This window comes from Escherichia sp. WS1450 (genome assembly GCF_046487395.1).
In the GTDB taxonomy this organism is placed as follows: domain Bacteria; phylum Pseudomonadota; class Gammaproteobacteria; order Enterobacterales; family Enterobacteriaceae; genus Escherichia; species Escherichia coli.
On the sequence record NZ_JBJQJO010000002.1, the window covers coordinates 393,367 to 410,601 of the forward strand.

Consider the following 17,235-nt stretch of genomic DNA (forward strand, 5'->3'; position numbering starts at 1 on the left):
ACCATGCAAGCGTCGCAATTTTCAGCCCAGGTTCTGGACTGGTACGATAAATACGGGCGAAAAACTCTGCCCTGGCAAATTGACAAGACGCCCTACAAAGTATGGCTCTCAGAAGTGATGTTGCAACAAACTCAGGTTGCGACCGTTATCCCCTATTTTGAACGCTTTATGGCGCGCTTCCCGACGGTGACCGATCTCGCCAATGCGCCGCTCGACGAAGTTCTCCACTTGTGGACCGGGCTTGGCTATTACGCCCGCGCGCGCAATCTGCATAAAGCGGCACAGCAAGTGGCCACCTTACACAGTGGTAAATTCCCTGAAACCTTTGAAGAAGTCGCGGCGTTACCGGGCGTCGGGCGTTCCACCGCAGGCGCGATTCTCTCGCTTTCTCTGGGTAAGCACTTTCCGATTCTCGACGGTAACGTCAAACGGGTGCTGGCGCGCTGCTATGCTGTAAGCGGCTGGCCTGGGAAAAAAGAGGTCGAGAATAAACTATGGAGTTTGAGCGAGCAGGTGACGCCCGCGGTTGGCGTGGAACGGTTTAATCAGGCGATGATGGATTTGGGCGCGATGATTTGTACGCGCTCTAAGCCGAAATGTTCGCTCTGTCCGCTACAAAACGGATGTATTGCCGCCGCCAACAATAGCTGGTCGCTTTATCCGGGCAAAAAACCGAAACAGACGCTGCCAGAGCGCACCGGCTACTTTTTGCTGTTACAGCACGAAGATGAAGTATTGCTGGCGCAGCGTCCGCCGAGCGGATTGTGGGGCGGTTTATACTGTTTCCCGCAGTTTGCCGATGAAGAAAGTTTGCGGCAGTGGCTGGCGCAACGACAGATTTCTGCCGATAACCTGACGCAGCTGACCGCGTTTCGGCATACCTTCAGCCATTTCCACTTAGATATTGTGCCTATGTGGCTTCCCGTGTCGTCATTCACCGGCTGCATGGATGAAGGCAATGCGCTCTGGTATAACTTAGCGCAACCGCCGTCAGTTGGCCTGGCGGCTCCCGTGGAGCGTTTGTTACAGCAGTTACGCACTGGCGCGCCGGTTTAGCGCGTGAGTCGATAAAGAGGATGATTTATGAGCAGAACGATTTTTTGTACTTTCCTGCAACGTGAAGCAGAAGGTCAGGATTTTCAGCTGTACCCCGGCGAGCTGGGAAAACGCATCTATAACGAGATCTCCAAAGAAGCCTGGGCGCAGTGGCAGCACAAACAGACCATGCTGATTAATGAAAAGAAACTCAACATGATGAATGCCGAGCACCGCAAGCTGCTGGAACAGGAGATGGTCAACTTCCTGTTCGAGGGTAAAGAGGTGCATATCGAGGGCTATACGCCGGAAGATAAAAAATAAAAACAGTGCCGGAGCACGCCTCCGGCAACTTGCATAAAAACAAACACAACACGCACCCGGAATGATGAAAAAATATCTCGCGCTGGCTTTGATTGCGCCGTTGCTCATCTCCTGTTCGACGACCAAAAAAGGCGATACCTATAACGAAGCCTGGGTCAAAGATACCAACGGTTTTGATATTCTGATGGGGCAATTTGCCCACAATATTGAGAACATCTGGGGCTTCAAAGAGGTGGTGATCGCCGGTCCTAAGGACTACGTGAAATACACCGATCAATATCAGACCCGCAGCCACATCAACTTCGATGACGGTACGATCACTATCGAAACCATCGCCGGGACAGAACCTGCCGCGCACCTGCGCCGGGCAATTATCAAAACGTTGCTGATGGGTGACGATCCGGGTTCGGTCGATCTCTATTCCGATGTTGATGATATTACGATTTCGAAAGAACCTTTCCTTTACGGTCAGGTGGTGGACAACACCGGGCAGCCGATTCGCTGGGAAGGTCGCGCGAGCAACTTCGCGGATTATCTGCTGAAAAACCGTCTAAAAAGCCGTAGCAACGGGCTACGAATCATCTATAGCATCACCATTAACATGGTGCCGAACCACCTTGATAAACGTGCGCACAAATATCTCGGCATGGTCCGCCAGGCGTCACGGAAATATGGCATTGATGAGTCGCTGATTCTGGCAATTATGCAGACTGAATCTTCCTTTAACCCGTATGCGGTCAGCCGTTCCGATGCGCTGGGGTTAATGCAGGTGGTACAACATACTGCCGGGAAAGATGTGTTCCGTTCGCAGGGGAAATCCGGCACGCCGAGCCGCAGTTTCTTGTTTGATCCTGCCAGCAATATTGATACTGGCACCGCGTATCTCGCGATGCTGAACAACGTTTATCTCGGCGGAATTGATAACCCAACATCGCGGCGTTATGCCGTCATCACCGCCTATAACGGCGGCGCAGGCAGCGTGCTGCGAGTCTTTTCGAATGACAAGATTCAGGCTGCCAATATTATTAACACCATGACGCCGGGCGATGTTTATCAGACGCTGACGACCCGCCATCCTTCTGCGGAATCTCGCCGTTATCTTTATAAAGTGAATACCGCGCAAAAATCCTACCGCCGCCGATAATTCCACTAACCGCCCCTGACGATGCTCAGGGGCAAAAATGTTATCCGCATCACAATTTCGTTTTGCAAATTGGGAATGTTTGCAATTATTTGCCGCAGGTAACAAAAAAACAGTCCGCGAAGTTGATAGAATCCCATCATCTCGCACGGTCAAATGTGCTTTTTCAAACACTCATCCGCATCACGATGTGAGGAAATTAACATGAATCTTAAGCTGCAGCTGAAAATCCTCTCTTTTCTGCAGTTCTGTCTGTGGGGAAGTTGGCTGACGACCCTCGGCTCCTATATGTTTGTTACCCTGAAGTTTGACGGTGCTTCTATTGGCGCAGTTTATAGTTCACTGGGTATCGCCGCGGTCTTTATGCCTGCGCTGCTGGGGATTGTGGCCGACAAATGGTTAAGTGCGAAATGGGTATATGCCATTTGCCACACCATTGGCGCTATCACGCTGTTCATGGCGGCACAGGTCACGACGCCGGAGGCGATGTTCCTTGTGATATTGATTAACTCGTTTGCTTATATGCCAACGCTTGGGTTAATCAACACCATCTCTTACTATCGCCTGCAAAATGCCGGGATGGATATCGTTACTGACTTCCCGCCAATCCGTATCTGGGGCACCATCGGCTTTATCATGGCAATGTGGGTGGTGAGCCTGTCTGGCTTCGAATTAAGCCACATGCAGCTGTATATTGGCGCAGCACTTTCCGCCATTCTGGTTCTGTTTACCTTGACTCTGCCGCATATTCCGGTTGCTAAACAGCAAGCGAATCAGAGCTGGACAACCCTGCTGGGCCTCGATGCATTCGCGCTGTTTAAAAACAAGCGTATGGCAATCTTCTTCATCTTCTCAATGCTGCTGGGCGCGGAACTGCAGATTACCAACATGTTCGGTAATACCTTCCTGCACAGCTTCGACAAAGATCCGATGTTTGCCAGCAGCTTTATTGTGCAGCATGCGTCAATCATCATGTCGATTTCGCAGATCTCTGAAACCCTGTTCATTCTGACTATCCCGTTCTTCTTAAGCCGCTACGGTATTAAGAACGTAATGATGATCAGTATTGTGGCGTGGATCCTGCGTTTTGCGCTGTTTGCTTACGGCGACCCGACTCCGTTCGGTACCGTGCTGCTGGTACTGTCGATGATCGTTTACGGTTGCGCATTCGACTTCTTCAACATCTCTGGTTCGGTGTTTGTCGAAAAAGAAGTTAGCCCGGCAATTCGCGCCAGTGCGCAGGGGATGTTCCTGATGATGACTAACGGCTTCGGCTGTATCCTTGGCGGCATCGTGAGCGGTAAAGTTGTTGAGATGTACACCCAAAACGGCATTACCGACTGGCAGACCGTATGGTTGATTTTCGCTGGTTACTCCGTGGTTCTGGCCTTCGCGTTCATGGCGATGTTCAAATATAAACACGTTCGTGTCCCGACAGGCACACAGACGATGAGCCACTAATTACGCAAAGAAAAACGGGTCGCCAGAAGGTGACCCGTTTTTTTCTTACTTCAACACATAACCGTACAATCGTTTCATGCCATCTGCATCGGTTTCGCTATAGACACCTTGCAGCTCCGGCGAAAATCCCGGCAACAAATTCACCCCTTCTTCCAGCGCAAGGAAATAACGTTGAACCGCCCCACCCCAGACTTCTCCGGGTACCACGCAAAGCACGCCTGGTGGATAAGGCAACGCCCCTTCTGCCGCAATTCGCCCTTCGGCATCACGAATCCGCACCAACTCCACTTCACCGCGAATATAAGCGCTATGCGCATCCTGGGGGTTCATCACCACTGACGGGAAACTCTGCTGGCGGAACATCGCTTTTTGTAGGTCTTTGACGTCGAAACTGACATACAGATCGTGCATCTCCTGACACAACTGGCGCAGGGTGTAGTCGCGATAGCGCACCGGATATTTGTTATAAACGCTCGGCAACACCTCAGCCAGCGGTGAGTCATCCTCAATATGCTGTTCAAATTGCGCCAGCATCGCCACCAGTTGTGCCAGCTTCTCGTGGCTTTCCGCCGGCGTTAATAAGAACAGAATGGAATTGAGATCGCACTTCTCCGGCACAATGCCGTTCTCACGCAGATAGTGCGCCAGAATCGTCGCCGGAACGCCAAAGTCGCTATATTCGCCAGTTTCGGCATTAATACCGGGTGTAGTGAGTAACAGCTTGCACGGATCAACAAAATACTGATCCGCGGCATATCCTTCAAAGCCGTGCCACTTCGCCCCCGGCTCAAAACTGAAAAAACGGCGGTCGCTGGCTAACACTGACGTCGGATAATCCTGCCACAATTTGCCATCAACAACGGGCGGGATAAACGGGCGGAACAGCTTACAGTGCGCAAGAATAGCCTTGCGCGCTTCAATCCCTATCTCAACGCACTCCGCCCACAGCCGACGCCCACTCTCCCCTTCATGAATTTTGGCGTTAACGTCCAGTGCAGCAAACAGCGGATAGAACGGGCTGGTAGAAGCATGGAGCATAAAGGCATTATTCAACCGCTTATGCGGGCAAAAACGCGCCTGTCCGCGGATATGGTTATCTTTTTTATGGATCTGCGACGTCTGTGAGAATCCCGCCTGCTGTTTGTGCACCGACTGGGTCACAAAAATCCCCGGATCGTTTTCGTTAAGTTCTAACAGCAGCGGCGAGCTATCCGCCATCATCGGTATAAATTGTTCGTAACCGACCCACGCGGAATCAAACAGAATGTAATCACACAGATGCCCAACGGTATCGATCACCTGGCGGGCGTTATAGACAGTGCCGTCATAGGTTCCCAGCTGAATAATCGCCAGGCGAAACGGGCGCGGCAACTCAGCTTTTTCTGGCGCAACGTCGCGAATTTGCTGGCGCAGATACTCTTCATTAAAACAGTGCGCATCAATACCGCCAATGAAACCAAACGGGTTACGTGAAGCTTCCAGATAAACCGGCGTCGCCCCCGCCTGAATCAGCGCACCGTGATGATTCGACTTATGGTTGTTACGGTCGAAGAGCACCAGATCGCCACGCGTTAACAGCGCATTCGTCACCACTTTATTCGCTGCCGATGTGCCGTTCAGGACAAAATAGGTTTTATCGGCATGAAAGACTTTGGCTGCGAATTTCTGCGCATCTTTCGCCGATCCTTCATGAATAAGCAGATCGCCCAATTTTACGTCAGCGTTACACATATCGGCGCGAAAGATGTTCTCACCAAAGAAATCGTAAAAATGGCGTCCGGCAGGATGCTTTTTAAAGAACGCACCATGTTGATGTCCAGGGCAAGCAAAAGTGCTGTTGCCCATCTCAACGTACTGCGTCAGCGTGTCATAAAACGGTGGCAGCAAATTCTCTTCATACTGACAGGCTGCGGATTCCAGCTCCAGCCACTGCTGCTCGTTGCCGTTGATTACCGCCGTAACGCCCGCAGGTAATTCAACAACATGTTCGGAATACAAAAACACCGGTAGATGAAAACCGGTGCGCTTAAGCAACGCAAGAATGCCACTGCGGCTATCCGCAGCGGTAATGACGACTGCCGCGACGTCCGTAAAATCAGTATCTCTCAACGCCACCACGCGGCGATGAGTAGAAAGTCGGGATACCAGTTCACTACTGGCGGCAATATTCATTGATTTCATAAGCGCAAAACCCGTTTCGGGGAAGTAAGAATACCGGACAAGGTGAAAAACCCTGCCCCACGAGATATGGGTCAAACTGGTCACCAGCTCCGACCGCCAGACATCAGTAAAAGCAGAAACGCTCTGATTTTACTGTTGTCCTGCAGTGAGCGTGCGTTAACTTCACCGCATGAGCAGAAAAGGCGAGGAGTTTCGCGCGAAACGGCGATAAGCGAGAGAATGTAAGGAGATGGCGTGCATCGGGCAAACTCCGTACAGAGAGGAGAAAATTCGCGCAATCATGGCACCTTTCAGCAGAGCGTGCAAGCCAGGACTTTGCGAACAAACAAGCCATCGAAGGAGCCAAACGTTCATAATAAGAAAATCAGACAATGCAGCTAACAGGAACTCTTGTGGTCATCGGTCCTTTTATCAACGCAAGTGCAGTATTACTGGGTGGCGTTCTCGGTGCACTCCTTAGCCAACGCTTACCGGAACGTATCCGCGTCTCCATGACATCAATTTTTGGTCTGGCATCGCTGGGGATTGGTATTTTACTGGTGGTGAAATGCGCCAACCTTCCGGCGATGGTGTTAGCAACCTTACTCGGTGCATTAATCGGCGAAATTTGTCTGCTGGAAAAAGGCGTCAATACCGCGGTCACCAAAGCACAAAATCTGTTTCGCCACTCACGTAAGAAGCCAGCGCATGAATCTTTTATTCAGAATTATGTCGCGATTATTGTCCTGTTTTGCGCCAGCGGCACCGGGATCTTCGGGGCGATGAACGAAGGGATGACCGGCGATCCGAGTATTTTAATCGCCAAGTCATTTCTCGATTTCTTTACGGCGATGATCTTCGCCTGCTCGTTGGGTATTGCGGTGTCGGTAATTAGTATCCCATTACTGATCATCCAGTTAACGCTGGCGTGGGCTGCCGCGCTGATATTACCGCTGACCACACCGTCGATGATGGCAGACTTCAGCGCCGTAGGCGGTTTATTGCTGCTGGCAACCGGATTACGCATCTGTGGCATTAAAATGTTCCCGGTGGTCAACATGCTTCCAGCACTCCTTCTGGCAATGCCGCTTTCCGCCGCCTGGACCGCCTGGTTTGCCTGACAATGCGTGCATTAGCGGCAAAGTGATGATAGATTGTGCAGTCTGCAGTAAATTGAAGAAATTTGATTGACGAGACGAGGCGAATCAGGTTTAATGCGCCCCGTTGCCCGGATAGCTCAGTCGGTAGAGCAGGGGATTGAAAATCCCCGTGTCCTTGGTTCGATTCCGAGTCCGGGCACCAAATTCATATAAACGGACCTCCACGGAGGTCCGTTTTTCGTTTCAGGACGCCACGATTTAAGCGTCCTGCCGCCAAATCAATTCTACCGAACTCAACCAGACTCCCCCCACATCAACCCCATTGTGTGGGTATAATTGCGGGTATACCCCAGTTCGACAGAATTTGTACCCTCTTTAACGCATTCAGAAGGCTGAACTATGGCACTGACTGACGCAAAAATCCGGGCTGCAAAGCACACTGACAAGGCTTATAAACTCACTGACGGGGCTGGCATGTTCCTGCTGGTACATCCTAATGGTTCCCGTTACTGGCGTCTCCGTTATCGCATTCTGGGTAAGGAGAAAACTCTGGCACTTGGTGTATACCCGGAGGTTTCTCTCTCCGAAGCTCGTACAAAACGGGATGAGGCCCGAAAACTGATTTCGGAGGGGATTGACCCTTGCGAACAGAAAAGAGCTAAAAAAGTAGTCCCTGATTTACAACTCTCTTTTGAACATATTGCACGACGCTGGCATGCCAGTAATAAACAATGGGCACAATCACACAGCGATAAGGTACTCAAAAGCCTCGAAACACACGTTTTCCCCTTTATCGGCAACCGGAACATCACAACACTCAATACCCCGGACCTGCTTATCCCTGTTCGTGCTGCAGAAGCTAAACAAATTTATGAAATCGCCAGTCGTCTGCAGCAAAGAATATCTGCTGTAATGCGTTATGCCGTACAGTCTGGCATCATCAGATATAATCCTGCTCTGGATATGGCTGGCGCATTGACCTCTGTAAAACGACAGCATCGCCCCGCTCTTGATCTTTCACGTCTGCCTGAACTTCTGTCGCGTATTAACAGTTATAAAGGTCAGCCTGTCACCCGGCTTGCTGTTATGCTGAATTTACTGGTTTTTATTCGCTCCAGTGAACTCAGATATGCCCGCTGGGCTGAAATTGATATTGACAATTCAATGTGGACTATTCCAGCCGAACGCAAACCTCTGCCAGGGGTAAAATTCTCACACCGGGGCTCCAAGATGCGAACACCACATCTTGTGCCACTCAGCAAACAGGCTGTAGCCATACTGACAGAACTTCAGACATGGGCTGGTGAAAATGGTCTGATCTTTACGGGAGCACATGACCCGCGTAAACCAATCAGTGAAAATACCGTAAATAAGGCCCTCAGAGTGATGGGGTATGACACAACCAAGGAAGTCTGTGGCCATGGATTCCGGGCGATGGCGTGCAGTGCATTGATTGAATCAGGTTTGTGGTCCCGCGATGCTGTGGAACGTCAGATGAGCCATCAGGAGCGTAATGGTGTACGTGCTGCGTATATCCATAAAGCAGAACATCTGGAAGAACGTCGACTGATGCTACAGTGGTGGGCAGATTTTCTGGATGCGAACAGAGATAAGGGTATCAGCCCGTTTGAATATGCAAAGATTAACAATCCATTAAAATAGTAAGCAGTCCGGGCTGATTGCCCGGACTGCTTTAACTGATTATTTTTCTTTGTAAATGATGACGAAGATTGATGTTCTGGCAAGTTACTCCGGCTTCCATTAAAGTCCCTTCGTCATGTTCTTCAGGCTATTTATGACTGTGATTAGCACCAGGAATATCTGGTTTCCATGAGAGCAGGTAATAACCCCCGGTGTTTTCGGCTGTTCTGGTATCCTTGTCCAACGCAGGCAGTCATTATAAACGGTAAAAAATGTATTCACTGTTATGAAATCAATAGTCCTGACGTACTGTTGAATGTGCTTGCGTTCTGAACCTTGTACAACCAGTACATTTGATACCGAATTATAAACAAAACATTGCATCCAACTTTTTCAATATGGACAATAGTTGTCCATATGGTGGTTTTATATTCGATAAATCAATGGATTTCATTGAGTCATAGGACTGGTAATGGATGAAAATGCTTTAGGGTTTGCCTCATACTGGCGCAACTCGCTTGCGGACGCTGAGTCAGGAAAGGGCAGTTTTGAACGGAAAGACGCCAAAAATTTCACTCATTGGCATGGGATAGCGGCGGGACGTCTTGACGAAGCGATTGTCAGTAAATTTTTTAAGGGAGAAAAAGACGATGTCGAAACGGTCGATGTCATCTTGCGCCCAAAAGTTTATTTCCGGTTACTGCAGCATGGTAAGGACCGTTCTGCAGGTGCGCCTGATATTGTTACCCCGATAGTGACGCCAGCCTTGCTAAGCCGTGAGGGTTTTTTATATCCGACGCCAGCGACCTCCATTCCCAGAGACCTGCTTGAACCTTTGCCAAAAGGAGCATTTTCGATTGGTGAGATTGGGCAGTATGACAAATACAAGACGACCCATACCACGTTCTCTATCAACTTTGATGACAGCGTTGATAAGACTGCCGAAACGGATGAAGAACGGGAAGAACGATATGCAGCCTTGCAGCAGGAGTGGCGTCAATATCTGGATGATTCAGAGAGGCTGCTGAAGAACGTTGCCGGCGACTGGATTAAAAATCCTGAGCAATATGAACTCGCTGAGCACGGTTATATTGTTAAAACGGCGCAATCTGGCGGTGCCAGTTTCCATATCCTTTCTCTTTATGATCACCTGCTTGTTTGCAATAAGGATGTGCCGCTCTTCAATCGATTCGCCTCGCGAGAGGTTCATGCTGCAGAGTCTTTGCTGGCCCCTGGAGCAAAATTCAGCGACAGGCTTGGACACTCCGGAGATAAGTTTCCGCTGGCAAAGGCTCAGCGCGATGCCTTAAGCCATTTTCTGGATGCTAAACATGGCGATATCCTTGCTGTTAATGGCCCTCCTGGAACCGGAAAAACCACGCTGGTGCTTTCTATCATCGCCACGCAGTGGGCCAGAGCGGCTCTCGAAAAATCTGAGCCTCCGGTTATTATCGCGACTTCAACGAATAACCAGGCTGTAACGAACATTATTGAGGCATTCGGGAAAGACTTTTCGCAAGGTTCAGGTGCGATGGCCGGGCGATGGTTGCCAGAGCTGAAAAGCTTCGGCGCTTATTTTCCCTCAGGCAGCCGTAAAGCTGAAGCAGCCAAAAAATATCAAACTGAAGATTTCTTCAACCAGGTTGAGTCAAAAGAGTATGTAGAAGATGCACTGCTGTTTTATCTGGAAAAGGCTAAGGCAGCCTTTCCTGAAAAAGAGTGTTCATCCCCTGAAAAGGTCATTGAACTCCTGCATGGTCAGTTGGCAGCAAAATCCGAGCAACTGATAAGACTGAACGCAACATGGCAAAAGTTAAGCCAGATTCGGGCTGCGCGTGAGCTTATTGCTAATGATATTGAGCAATATCTCAATAATTTAAATAAATTACTTTCCGGACAAGAACAAAAAATCACTCTACTGAAGAGTGCTAAAACGGAATGGAAAAAATATCGCGCCGGTGAATCACTGATCTATTCATTATTTTCCTGGCTTCCGGCGGTTCGCAGTAAGCGACAGTACCAAATACAGCTGTTTCTCGAAGATAAATTAGGTGCGCTGATTGCAGGAAATCAATGGTCTGATCCTGAAACTATCGAACGTAATATTGATGGGCTGCTCAATTCCGCTGAGCGCGAGCAAACAACATACCGGCAGCAGATTGACTCCGCCCATGAAATCATTCTTAAAGAACAGCAGGCGGTTCAGGAGTGGCAGAGACTGGCTCTTGATTTAGGGTATGAGGGCGACGAGGAACTGAGCTTCTCACAGGCCGATGAACTGGCTGATACGCAGATTCGCTTCCCTGCATTTTTACTGACGACTCACTACTGGGAAGGTCGTTGGCTGATGGATATGGCCAGCATTGATGATCTGCAGGAAGAGAAGAAGAAAAAAGGCGCTAAAGGGGTAACCGCCCGTTGGCAACGTCGAATGAAACTCACTCCATGTGTGGTGATGACATGCTATATGCTGCCCGGCAATATGCAGATAAGTGAGCACAAAGGACAGCGTAAATTCGAGAAAAGTTATTTGTATGATTTTGCCGATTTACTCATTGTCGATGAAGCCGGGCAGGTGCTTCCTGAAGTGGCTGCTGCCTCGTTTGCATTAGCTAAGAAGGCATTAGTGATTGGCGATACGGAGCAGATCCCGCCAATATGGAGTATTGCTCCTGCGATTGATATCGGTAACATGCTGGCGGAAAAAATTCTGTCTGGCAGTACGCAAGAAGAGATTACCGAGAAATATACGGCAATCGCAGACCTTGGTAAAAGTGCCGCATCTGGCAGCGTTATGAAAATAGCGCAGTTTGCTTCGCGCTATCAATATGATCCCGAACTGGCTCGTGGTATGTACCTATATGAACACCGCCGGTGCTACGACAATATTATTGGATACTGTAATACGCTCTGCTATCACGGTAAGTTGTTGCCTAAAAGAGGGCGTGAAGAGAGCAATTTAATGCCCGCAATGGGGTATCTCCATATTGATGGTAAAGGAGAGCTGGCAAGTAGTGGAAGTCGATATAATTTGCTTGAGGCTGAAACGATAGCGGTCTGGTTGGCAGAGAACCAGCAAAATATTGAAGCGCATTACGGTAAATCGCTTCATGAAGTTGTCGGTATTGTGACGCCTTTTAGCGCTCAGGTATCCACTATCAAACAGGTGCTGGGCAAACAAGGTATCAGTACAGGCACGAATGAAAAGTCGCTCACAGTGGGCACCGTGCACTCTCTTCAGGGAGCGGAAAGAGCGATTGTGATATTCTCGCCAGTCTATTCAAAACATGAAGACGGCGGGTTTATTGATAGCGATAACAGCATGCTGAATGTTGCAGTCTCCCGTGCGAAGGACAGTTTTCTGGTCTTCGGCGATATGGACCTGTTTGAGGTCCAGCCAGCCTCATCGCCACGGGGATTACTGGCAAAATACCTCTTTGAGTCAGAGAAGAATGCGCTCTCTTTTGATTATAAAGAGCGTAAGGATTTAAAAACCGCCGGGACCAAAATCTACACACTTCATGGTGTGGAGCAACATGATAATTTCCTGAATCAGACATTTGAAAATACCAGTAAACACATCACGATAGTTTCTCCATGGCTGACCTGGCAAAGGCTGGAGCAAACCGGTTTTCTTGATTCCATGATTGCGGCGTGTTCACGTGGAATTAACGTCACGATAGTCACTGACAGAAGCTACAACACTGAACATAATGATTTTGAGAAGCGAAAAGAGAAGCAGCAGAACTTTAAAGCGGCGCTGGAGAAACTGAATGCGCTGGGTATTGCTACAAAGCTGGTAAACCGTGTTCATAGCAAAATTGTTATTGGTGATGATGGTTTGCTGTGCGTGGGATCGTTCAACTGGTTTAGTGCGACACGGGAAGCGCGATATGAACGATACGATACATCAATGGTTTATTGCGGTGATAACCTGAAGGGTGAGATTGAGGCTATTTATAATAGTCTTGAGAGGCGGCAGGTTTAGAGCAGGAATGGTGAGTAGCCATCTTACCGATCGTTTTCGAGCGTAAGATGGCTGAATGGAATGGCTATTATTGCACAGTCCTTAATTATAACATTCATACCGACATGATTATCTTCTGTCCGGAAGAATCAGAGGCTGTGGTTTCAGACTGTCTGCCGGTACATTCCTGTCTCCGTTAAAAACAATAACGGGTTCATTATCTTCGTCTGTCAGCGGATTGAATGGCGGTATATTTTCAGTACGAATGCCGGTCAGCCACTGAAAAATACCTGCGAAATGACGGGCACTGATTTTTCTGCTGACGGACTGATGAGACGTGATGTCACTGGCGGTAATAATCAGGGGAACGCTGTAGCCTCCTTGTATATGGCCATCATGATGAACAGGATTAGCACTGTCGCTGACCGACAGACCATGGTCAGAAAAGTAAAGCATGGCAAAATGACGGGAGTGCCGGCGAAGGATACCATCAAGCTGACCGAGAAAGTTATCCAGTTTACTGATGCTGGCGAGGTAACAGGCAATCTTTCGGGGATACTGCTCCAGGTAATGATTCGGCCAGGAGTTAAGTCGGTCACACGGATTCGGATGAGAGCCAATCATGTGCAGGAATATCACCTTCGGAGAGGATTTATCCGCCAGTGCACGTTCTGTTTCCTGTAACAACAACATGTCATCCGTTTTACGGGAAGCAAAGCTGCCTTTCTTGAGGAAAACGGTATGCTCCGCATCAGAAGCAATAACAGAGATGCGTGTATCATGCTCCCCCAGTTTTCCCTGATTGGATATCCACCATGTGCTGTATCCTGCTTTTGCTGCCAGCGCCACCACGTTGTTGCCGGAGTCAGGGTTCTGCTCATAGTCATAAATCAGTGTCCGGCTCAGGGAAGGTACGGTACTGGCTGCTGCCGATGTATAGCCGTCAATAAATAAACCGGGAGCCGTATTCAGCCATGGTGTGGTTGGCACGGGATAGCCATATACCGACATATAATCCCTGCGCACACTCTCACCAGTAACGATAACAATCGTGTCATACAACGGTGTTCCCGGCAGGATTTTCCAGTTGTCAGCCCCGTGCTGACTCAGTTGTTTATAACGCTGCATTTCACGCAATGTGTCAGTTGTTCCCACAACAATTCCTTTAACCATCCGCAACGGCCAGCTGTTTACAGAGCATAATACGAACAGCAGCAGTGCCAGCCAGTTACGGTGACCGCGGTGGTGTGTCCGCCAGAAAATCACCATGAATACCAGAATCGCGGCACTGACCAGAAAATGATAAACAGGAATCATCCCGGTAAACTCTGCAGCCTCATCAGCCGTGGTCTGCAGCAACGCGACAATAAAACTGTTGTTGATTTTACCGTACGTCATACCCGCAGGCGCATACAGTGCACAACAGAACAGAAATAACAGCGTTGTAATGGATGTGAGGGTATTTCTGTGTGCAAGGAGCAGAAGGAGAAACAGAAGCAGCACATTTCCTGTGGCATTCTTCTCAGTGTATCCGCATGCAATTGTGGTTATCACAGAAATAACAAAAAAGAATAAAAACAATAAAATCCGGGGTGTGTCGCCCGGACAAAACAGTTTTCTGATATTCATCGGAGTATATCGACAACATTATTATGAAGAGAACAGGATAATAAAAATCAGAAATTATCTGTAAAACAGATAACAGACAACCCTGCAGCAATAGACTGCAGGGTGTTTCTGTTTAATTGCAGAAGATATACAATTATATTAATTACAGAATATTCGTGATTATCTCTCGGGAACAGTGTTGTCAGAAGTTATAAGTCACACCAAGCATGATGTCATGACTTTTAACATCAACTTCTGACTTATATTTATCGCCCCACTCGTCCTTGTAACTCACACTGCTGTCACCTGCATCAAGATAGCGATAGCTGAGGTCCAGAGCGATATCCGGGGTTACGTCATAGCGGACACCCGCGCCAAGGTTCCATGCGAAGTTGTCAGCAGAGCCTGAACGTGACAACGATTCGCGACCACTGCTTCCGTACTCATAATCCCAGGTACTGATACCGGTTGTTTTCTGGTGAATTCTGGCGTAGCCAATCCCTGCAGATATCCAAGGTGTGAATGCGCTGTCATTCCGGAAGTCATAGTACGCATTCAGCATTAGTGTGTTGACTGACACCTCATTCTTCAGGTCATCACGCCAGTAACCACCTGACCAACTGTCTTTATCTACGTTATACTTCGAATCAGCTTTTCCACGAGCGTAAAACTCCAGTTCTGTACGAACCGGAATACTGAACTGCGGATAAAAATCATAACCAGCCGCGATACCACCACTGAATACCGTATCATGGTCATCGCCGCCTTTATACTTTGACGTTTCTTCCTCATCTCCTGACAGGAAACGCTGGTCTGAAAGTGACACCACAGAGGTACCGGCTTTACCGGTCAGATAAAAACCGCTTTTACCTTCCTCAGCACCTGCATTTGCTGCAAATACACAGGCTGCGGCCACCACTGAAACAGCAAAAACCTTTTTCATTTCAATTATCTCCGTTATTGCTCCGTTGCTGCAAGCAGTACTCAGTGCATTTTAAAACCCGCCATGCTATAGCCTCAATCGAATAAAATCGATCGAATCGATCGATGATATCGATCGTCATTAACCAGAAATTTTTATCGTATTCAGTCAGCACAGACACAACAAATGCATGCCATGCAGGCAGCCATGCCCCGTCGCGACAGATGGTAGCAGTGGGCTGGCGAAGAGCAGAATTAATAAAATTTGTTTATTCTGTCAGGAGATAAGGTGTCACCTGTTCATGAACACAATTAAGGAAGAGACATACATGAGCTGACTGGCAGTCCAGAGTGCATGCGGTTACAAGCCGGAAAGGTGAACCGGTATAACCAGTGAGCAGAGTTTGTGAAGGGGGGATATAAAAAAGCCCACTGCATGGCTGCGGGTAAAGAGTCAGTTATTTCCGGCGTTTTTCAAGGTAGTTGTCGCCTGATGTAATAAAATTACGTTATGCCGCTTCTTTTTCTGGATTCAGATAAACTGCCTGAATGAGTTCCCAGTCACGCAACTGTTTGCTCCAGCGCTCAGGATGACGCTTGCGAGCTTCGCGATAAACTTTTTTTCTGGCTTCCAGTATTTGTGCATCAATTCCGCGATGGCGTTCATCCGGAGTAACATACTTAATACCGCTGTGCTTGTGTTCCAGGTTGTACCATTACGTGAACTTGCTTAACCAACTTCTGGCTTCATCTATGGTTCGAAAACCATTCTCCGGCCACCATGAACAATACTTAATCGTCCGGAAGAGCGATTCGGAATAAAGAAGTGTTACTGGCAGTTCTTTCATCGCATCAGTGAAAACCAGCAGGGCACTGCTCACCAGAGCAACACAGGAAAGTGAACCCGAACAAAAGTTCCTGTACCATTTTCTCCCAGCAGACGTGAGGCTTGTTCCAGTGACGCTGGTATACGTCCCAGCCGGACATCAAGTGCGCCGATGGCTATTGCCTGAAATCGCATCGTACAGCAAATCACCAACAGGACACCGACAGACATTAAAGGTAACCCCCTGTAATCCAGTAGTTCCGCCAGCCAGCGGTCATTTAGGGAGTCAGAAAACCAATCGCCAGAATCGTGCCCGGAAAGGCATAACCCAGCGACGCCCCTCTCATCACACCGCGCCTGAACAGTGGCATAGCGTTGAGGAATTCCGGGCATTCCAGACTACGAGCAGACTGACAAAAATTACGACAAAGCGTTGAAGGAAGCCAGCGCGCGGACTGACAGGACTTTACCATAAAAACACAGGCTAACCGCGCCTGCGTTTTTAATGACGGATAAACAGAATCAGGTGCCGATTATGCCGCCGTCGGCTTTTACGATAACGACAGTTGAGGAGCGCGGACGACCAGCCTTATCGCCGTCAGGCCAGCTTGATACTGCCGTCGGATGCTGCGGATCGCTAAGCCCTTCGCTTGGCTCGCCAGGGTGCTGGATGTTAATAAACAGCGTCCGGTTATCCGGAGTGAACGCGATGCCGGTGATTTCGCAGCCGCGCGGGCCGGTCAGGAAGCGGCGGAACTCATTGGTACCGGGGATCGTCGCCACCATCTGGTTGTTGCCCATGCCTTTGTAATCTTTACTATTGATGGTTGATGACGACACGTCGGTCTGGATCCATAGCACGCCGCGGTGATCGAAGCTCAGGCCATCGGCGCTGCCGAATTCCGCCCCCTTCATGCTGCCTTTGGTTTCCGGTTTGTCCGTATCGGTGCGACCGCCCATCACAAGAATATCCCAGGCAAACTGCAGCGCGGTCGGGTCACCGTTATGCTCCAACCAGTGAATGATGTGGCCGTAAACGTTTTTGGCGCGC

General features: G+C 49.0%; 12 protein-coding genes, 1 tRNA gene and 1 pseudogene. 8 read left to right on the forward strand and 6 right to left on the reverse strand.

Going from position 1 to position 17,235, the window contains the following annotated elements; all coding sequences use genetic code 11:
• Positions 1 to 3: 3 nt before the first annotated feature.
• The 4 genes from mutY (at position 4) to nupG (ending at position 3,961) form a co-directional block, all read left to right on the forward strand.
• The gene (gene mutY / locus ACJHYR_RS04170) at positions 4 to 1,056 is read left to right on the forward strand and encodes an A/G-specific adenine glycosylase (RefSeq protein WP_001328062.1); all 1,053 of its coding nucleotides are present in this window, start codon (positions 4 to 6) and stop codon (positions 1,054 to 1,056) included.
• Positions 1,057 to 1,083: 27 nt separating this feature from the next.
• On the forward strand, positions 1,084 to 1,359 hold the full coding sequence (locus ACJHYR_RS04175; protein ID WP_000091700.1) for an oxidative damage protection protein: 276 nt from the start codon (positions 1,084 to 1,086) through the stop codon (positions 1,357 to 1,359).
• A 64-nt stretch (positions 1,360 to 1,423) separates the two neighbouring features.
• Positions 1,424 to 2,503, forward strand: coding sequence for a membrane-bound lytic murein transglycosylase MltC (gene mltC, locus ACJHYR_RS04180; RefSeq protein WP_001600463.1), 1,080 nt, complete (start codon positions 1,424 to 1,426; stop codon positions 2,501 to 2,503).
• Positions 2,504 to 2,704: 201 nt separating this feature from the next.
• On the forward strand, positions 2,705 to 3,961 hold the full coding sequence (gene nupG / locus ACJHYR_RS04185) for a nucleoside permease NupG (protein ID WP_059327652.1): 1,257 nt from the start codon (positions 2,705 to 2,707) through the stop codon (positions 3,959 to 3,961).
• 45 nt (positions 3,962 to 4,006) lie between these two features.
• Here nupG and speC read toward each other — a convergent pair whose 3' ends face one another.
• Together speC and ACJHYR_RS04195 are read right to left on the reverse strand one after the other, a co-directional pair.
• Positions 4,007 to 6,142 (reverse strand): ornithine decarboxylase, encoded by a 2,136-nt coding sequence (speC, locus tag ACJHYR_RS04190; protein ID WP_059327651.1) that lies wholly within the window; start codon positions 6,140 to 6,142, stop codon positions 4,007 to 4,009.
• A 162-nt stretch (positions 6,143 to 6,304) separates the two neighbouring features.
• Positions 6,305 to 6,382, reverse strand: a complete 78-nt coding sequence (locus ACJHYR_RS04195) for a hypothetical protein (RefSeq protein WP_213045078.1) — start codon at positions 6,380 to 6,382, stop codon at positions 6,305 to 6,307.
• Between the two features lie 152 nt (positions 6,383 to 6,534).
• On the opposite strand from ACJHYR_RS04195, the gene ACJHYR_RS04200 reads away from it, so the two are divergent.
• The 4 genes from ACJHYR_RS04200 (at position 6,535) to ACJHYR_RS04215 (ending at position 12,850) form a co-directional block, all read left to right on the forward strand.
• Entirely contained in the window at positions 6,535 to 7,242 is a 708-nt protein-coding gene (locus tag ACJHYR_RS04200; protein WP_000234526.1) for a DUF554 domain-containing protein, read from the forward strand.
• A 105-nt stretch (positions 7,243 to 7,347) separates the two neighbouring features.
• Positions 7,348 to 7,423: transfer RNA gene (locus tag ACJHYR_RS04205), tRNA-Phe, on the forward strand.
• Between the two features lie 197 nt (positions 7,424 to 7,620).
• Positions 7,621 to 8,883: a tyrosine-type recombinase/integrase gene (locus tag ACJHYR_RS04210; protein ID WP_001218753.1), complete on the forward strand. Its 1,263-nt coding sequence runs from the start codon at positions 7,621 to 7,623 to the stop codon at positions 8,881 to 8,883.
• A 451-nt stretch (positions 8,884 to 9,334) separates the two neighbouring features.
• Positions 9,335 to 12,850 (forward strand): AAA domain-containing protein, encoded by a 3,516-nt coding sequence (locus ACJHYR_RS04215; RefSeq protein WP_021572001.1) that lies wholly within the window; start codon positions 9,335 to 9,337, stop codon positions 12,848 to 12,850.
• 108 nt (positions 12,851 to 12,958) lie between these two features.
• Here the strand turns inward: ACJHYR_RS04215 and ACJHYR_RS04220 are convergent, their stop codons facing one another.
• From ACJHYR_RS04220 to ACJHYR_RS04235, 4 genes and pseudogenes are all read right to left on the reverse strand, one after another.
• Positions 12,959 to 14,458, reverse strand: coding sequence for a phosphoethanolamine transferase (locus ACJHYR_RS04220; RefSeq protein ID WP_001313263.1), 1,500 nt, complete (start codon positions 14,456 to 14,458; stop codon positions 12,959 to 12,961).
• Between the two features lie 181 nt (positions 14,459 to 14,639).
• Complete coding sequence (locus ACJHYR_RS04225) at positions 14,640 to 15,380, reverse strand: outer membrane protein (RefSeq protein WP_000755103.1); 741 nt, start codon at positions 15,378 to 15,380, stop codon at positions 14,640 to 14,642.
• A 772-nt stretch (positions 15,381 to 16,152) separates the two neighbouring features.
• Positions 16,153 to 16,611, reverse strand: a pseudogene (locus ACJHYR_RS04230) (iron ABC transporter permease); the annotation flags it as partial.
• Positions 16,612 to 16,706: 95 nt separating this feature from the next.
• The coding region (locus ACJHYR_RS04235) for a PhoX family protein (protein WP_410233070.1) at positions 16,707 to 17,235 on the reverse strand (529 nt) is incomplete at its 5' end.

Coding starts and splice junctions, on each gene's coding strand:
- ACJHYR_RS04210 (WP_001218753.1), top strand. CDS start 7,621: ATGGCACTGACTGACGCAAAAATCCGGGCTGCAAAGCACACTGACAAG.
- mutY (WP_001328062.1), top strand. CDS start 4: ATGCAAGCGTCGCAATTTTCAGCCCAGGTTCTGGACTGGTACGATAAA.
- ACJHYR_RS04215 (WP_021572001.1), top strand. CDS start 9,335: ATGGATGAAAATGCTTTAGGGTTTGCCTCATACTGGCGCAACTCGCTT.
- ACJHYR_RS04195 (WP_213045078.1), bottom strand. CDS start 6,382: ATGCACGCCATCTCCTTACATTCTCTCGCTTATCGCCGTTTCGCGCGA.
- ACJHYR_RS04220 (WP_001313263.1), bottom strand. CDS start 14,458: ATGAATATCAGAAAACTGTTTTGTCCGGGCGACACACCCCGGATTTTA.
- nupG (WP_059327652.1), top strand. CDS start 2,705: ATGAATCTTAAGCTGCAGCTGAAAATCCTCTCTTTTCTGCAGTTCTGT.
- speC (WP_059327651.1), bottom strand. CDS start 6,142: ATGAAATCAATGAATATTGCCGCCAGTAGTGAACTGGTATCCCGACTT.
- mltC (WP_001600463.1), top strand. CDS start 1,424: ATGAAAAAATATCTCGCGCTGGCTTTGATTGCGCCGTTGCTCATCTCC.
- ACJHYR_RS04225 (WP_000755103.1), bottom strand. CDS start 15,380: ATGAAAAAGGTTTTTGCTGTTTCAGTGGTGGCCGCAGCCTGTGTATTT.
- ACJHYR_RS04175 (WP_000091700.1), top strand. CDS start 1,084: ATGAGCAGAACGATTTTTTGTACTTTCCTGCAACGTGAAGCAGAAGGT.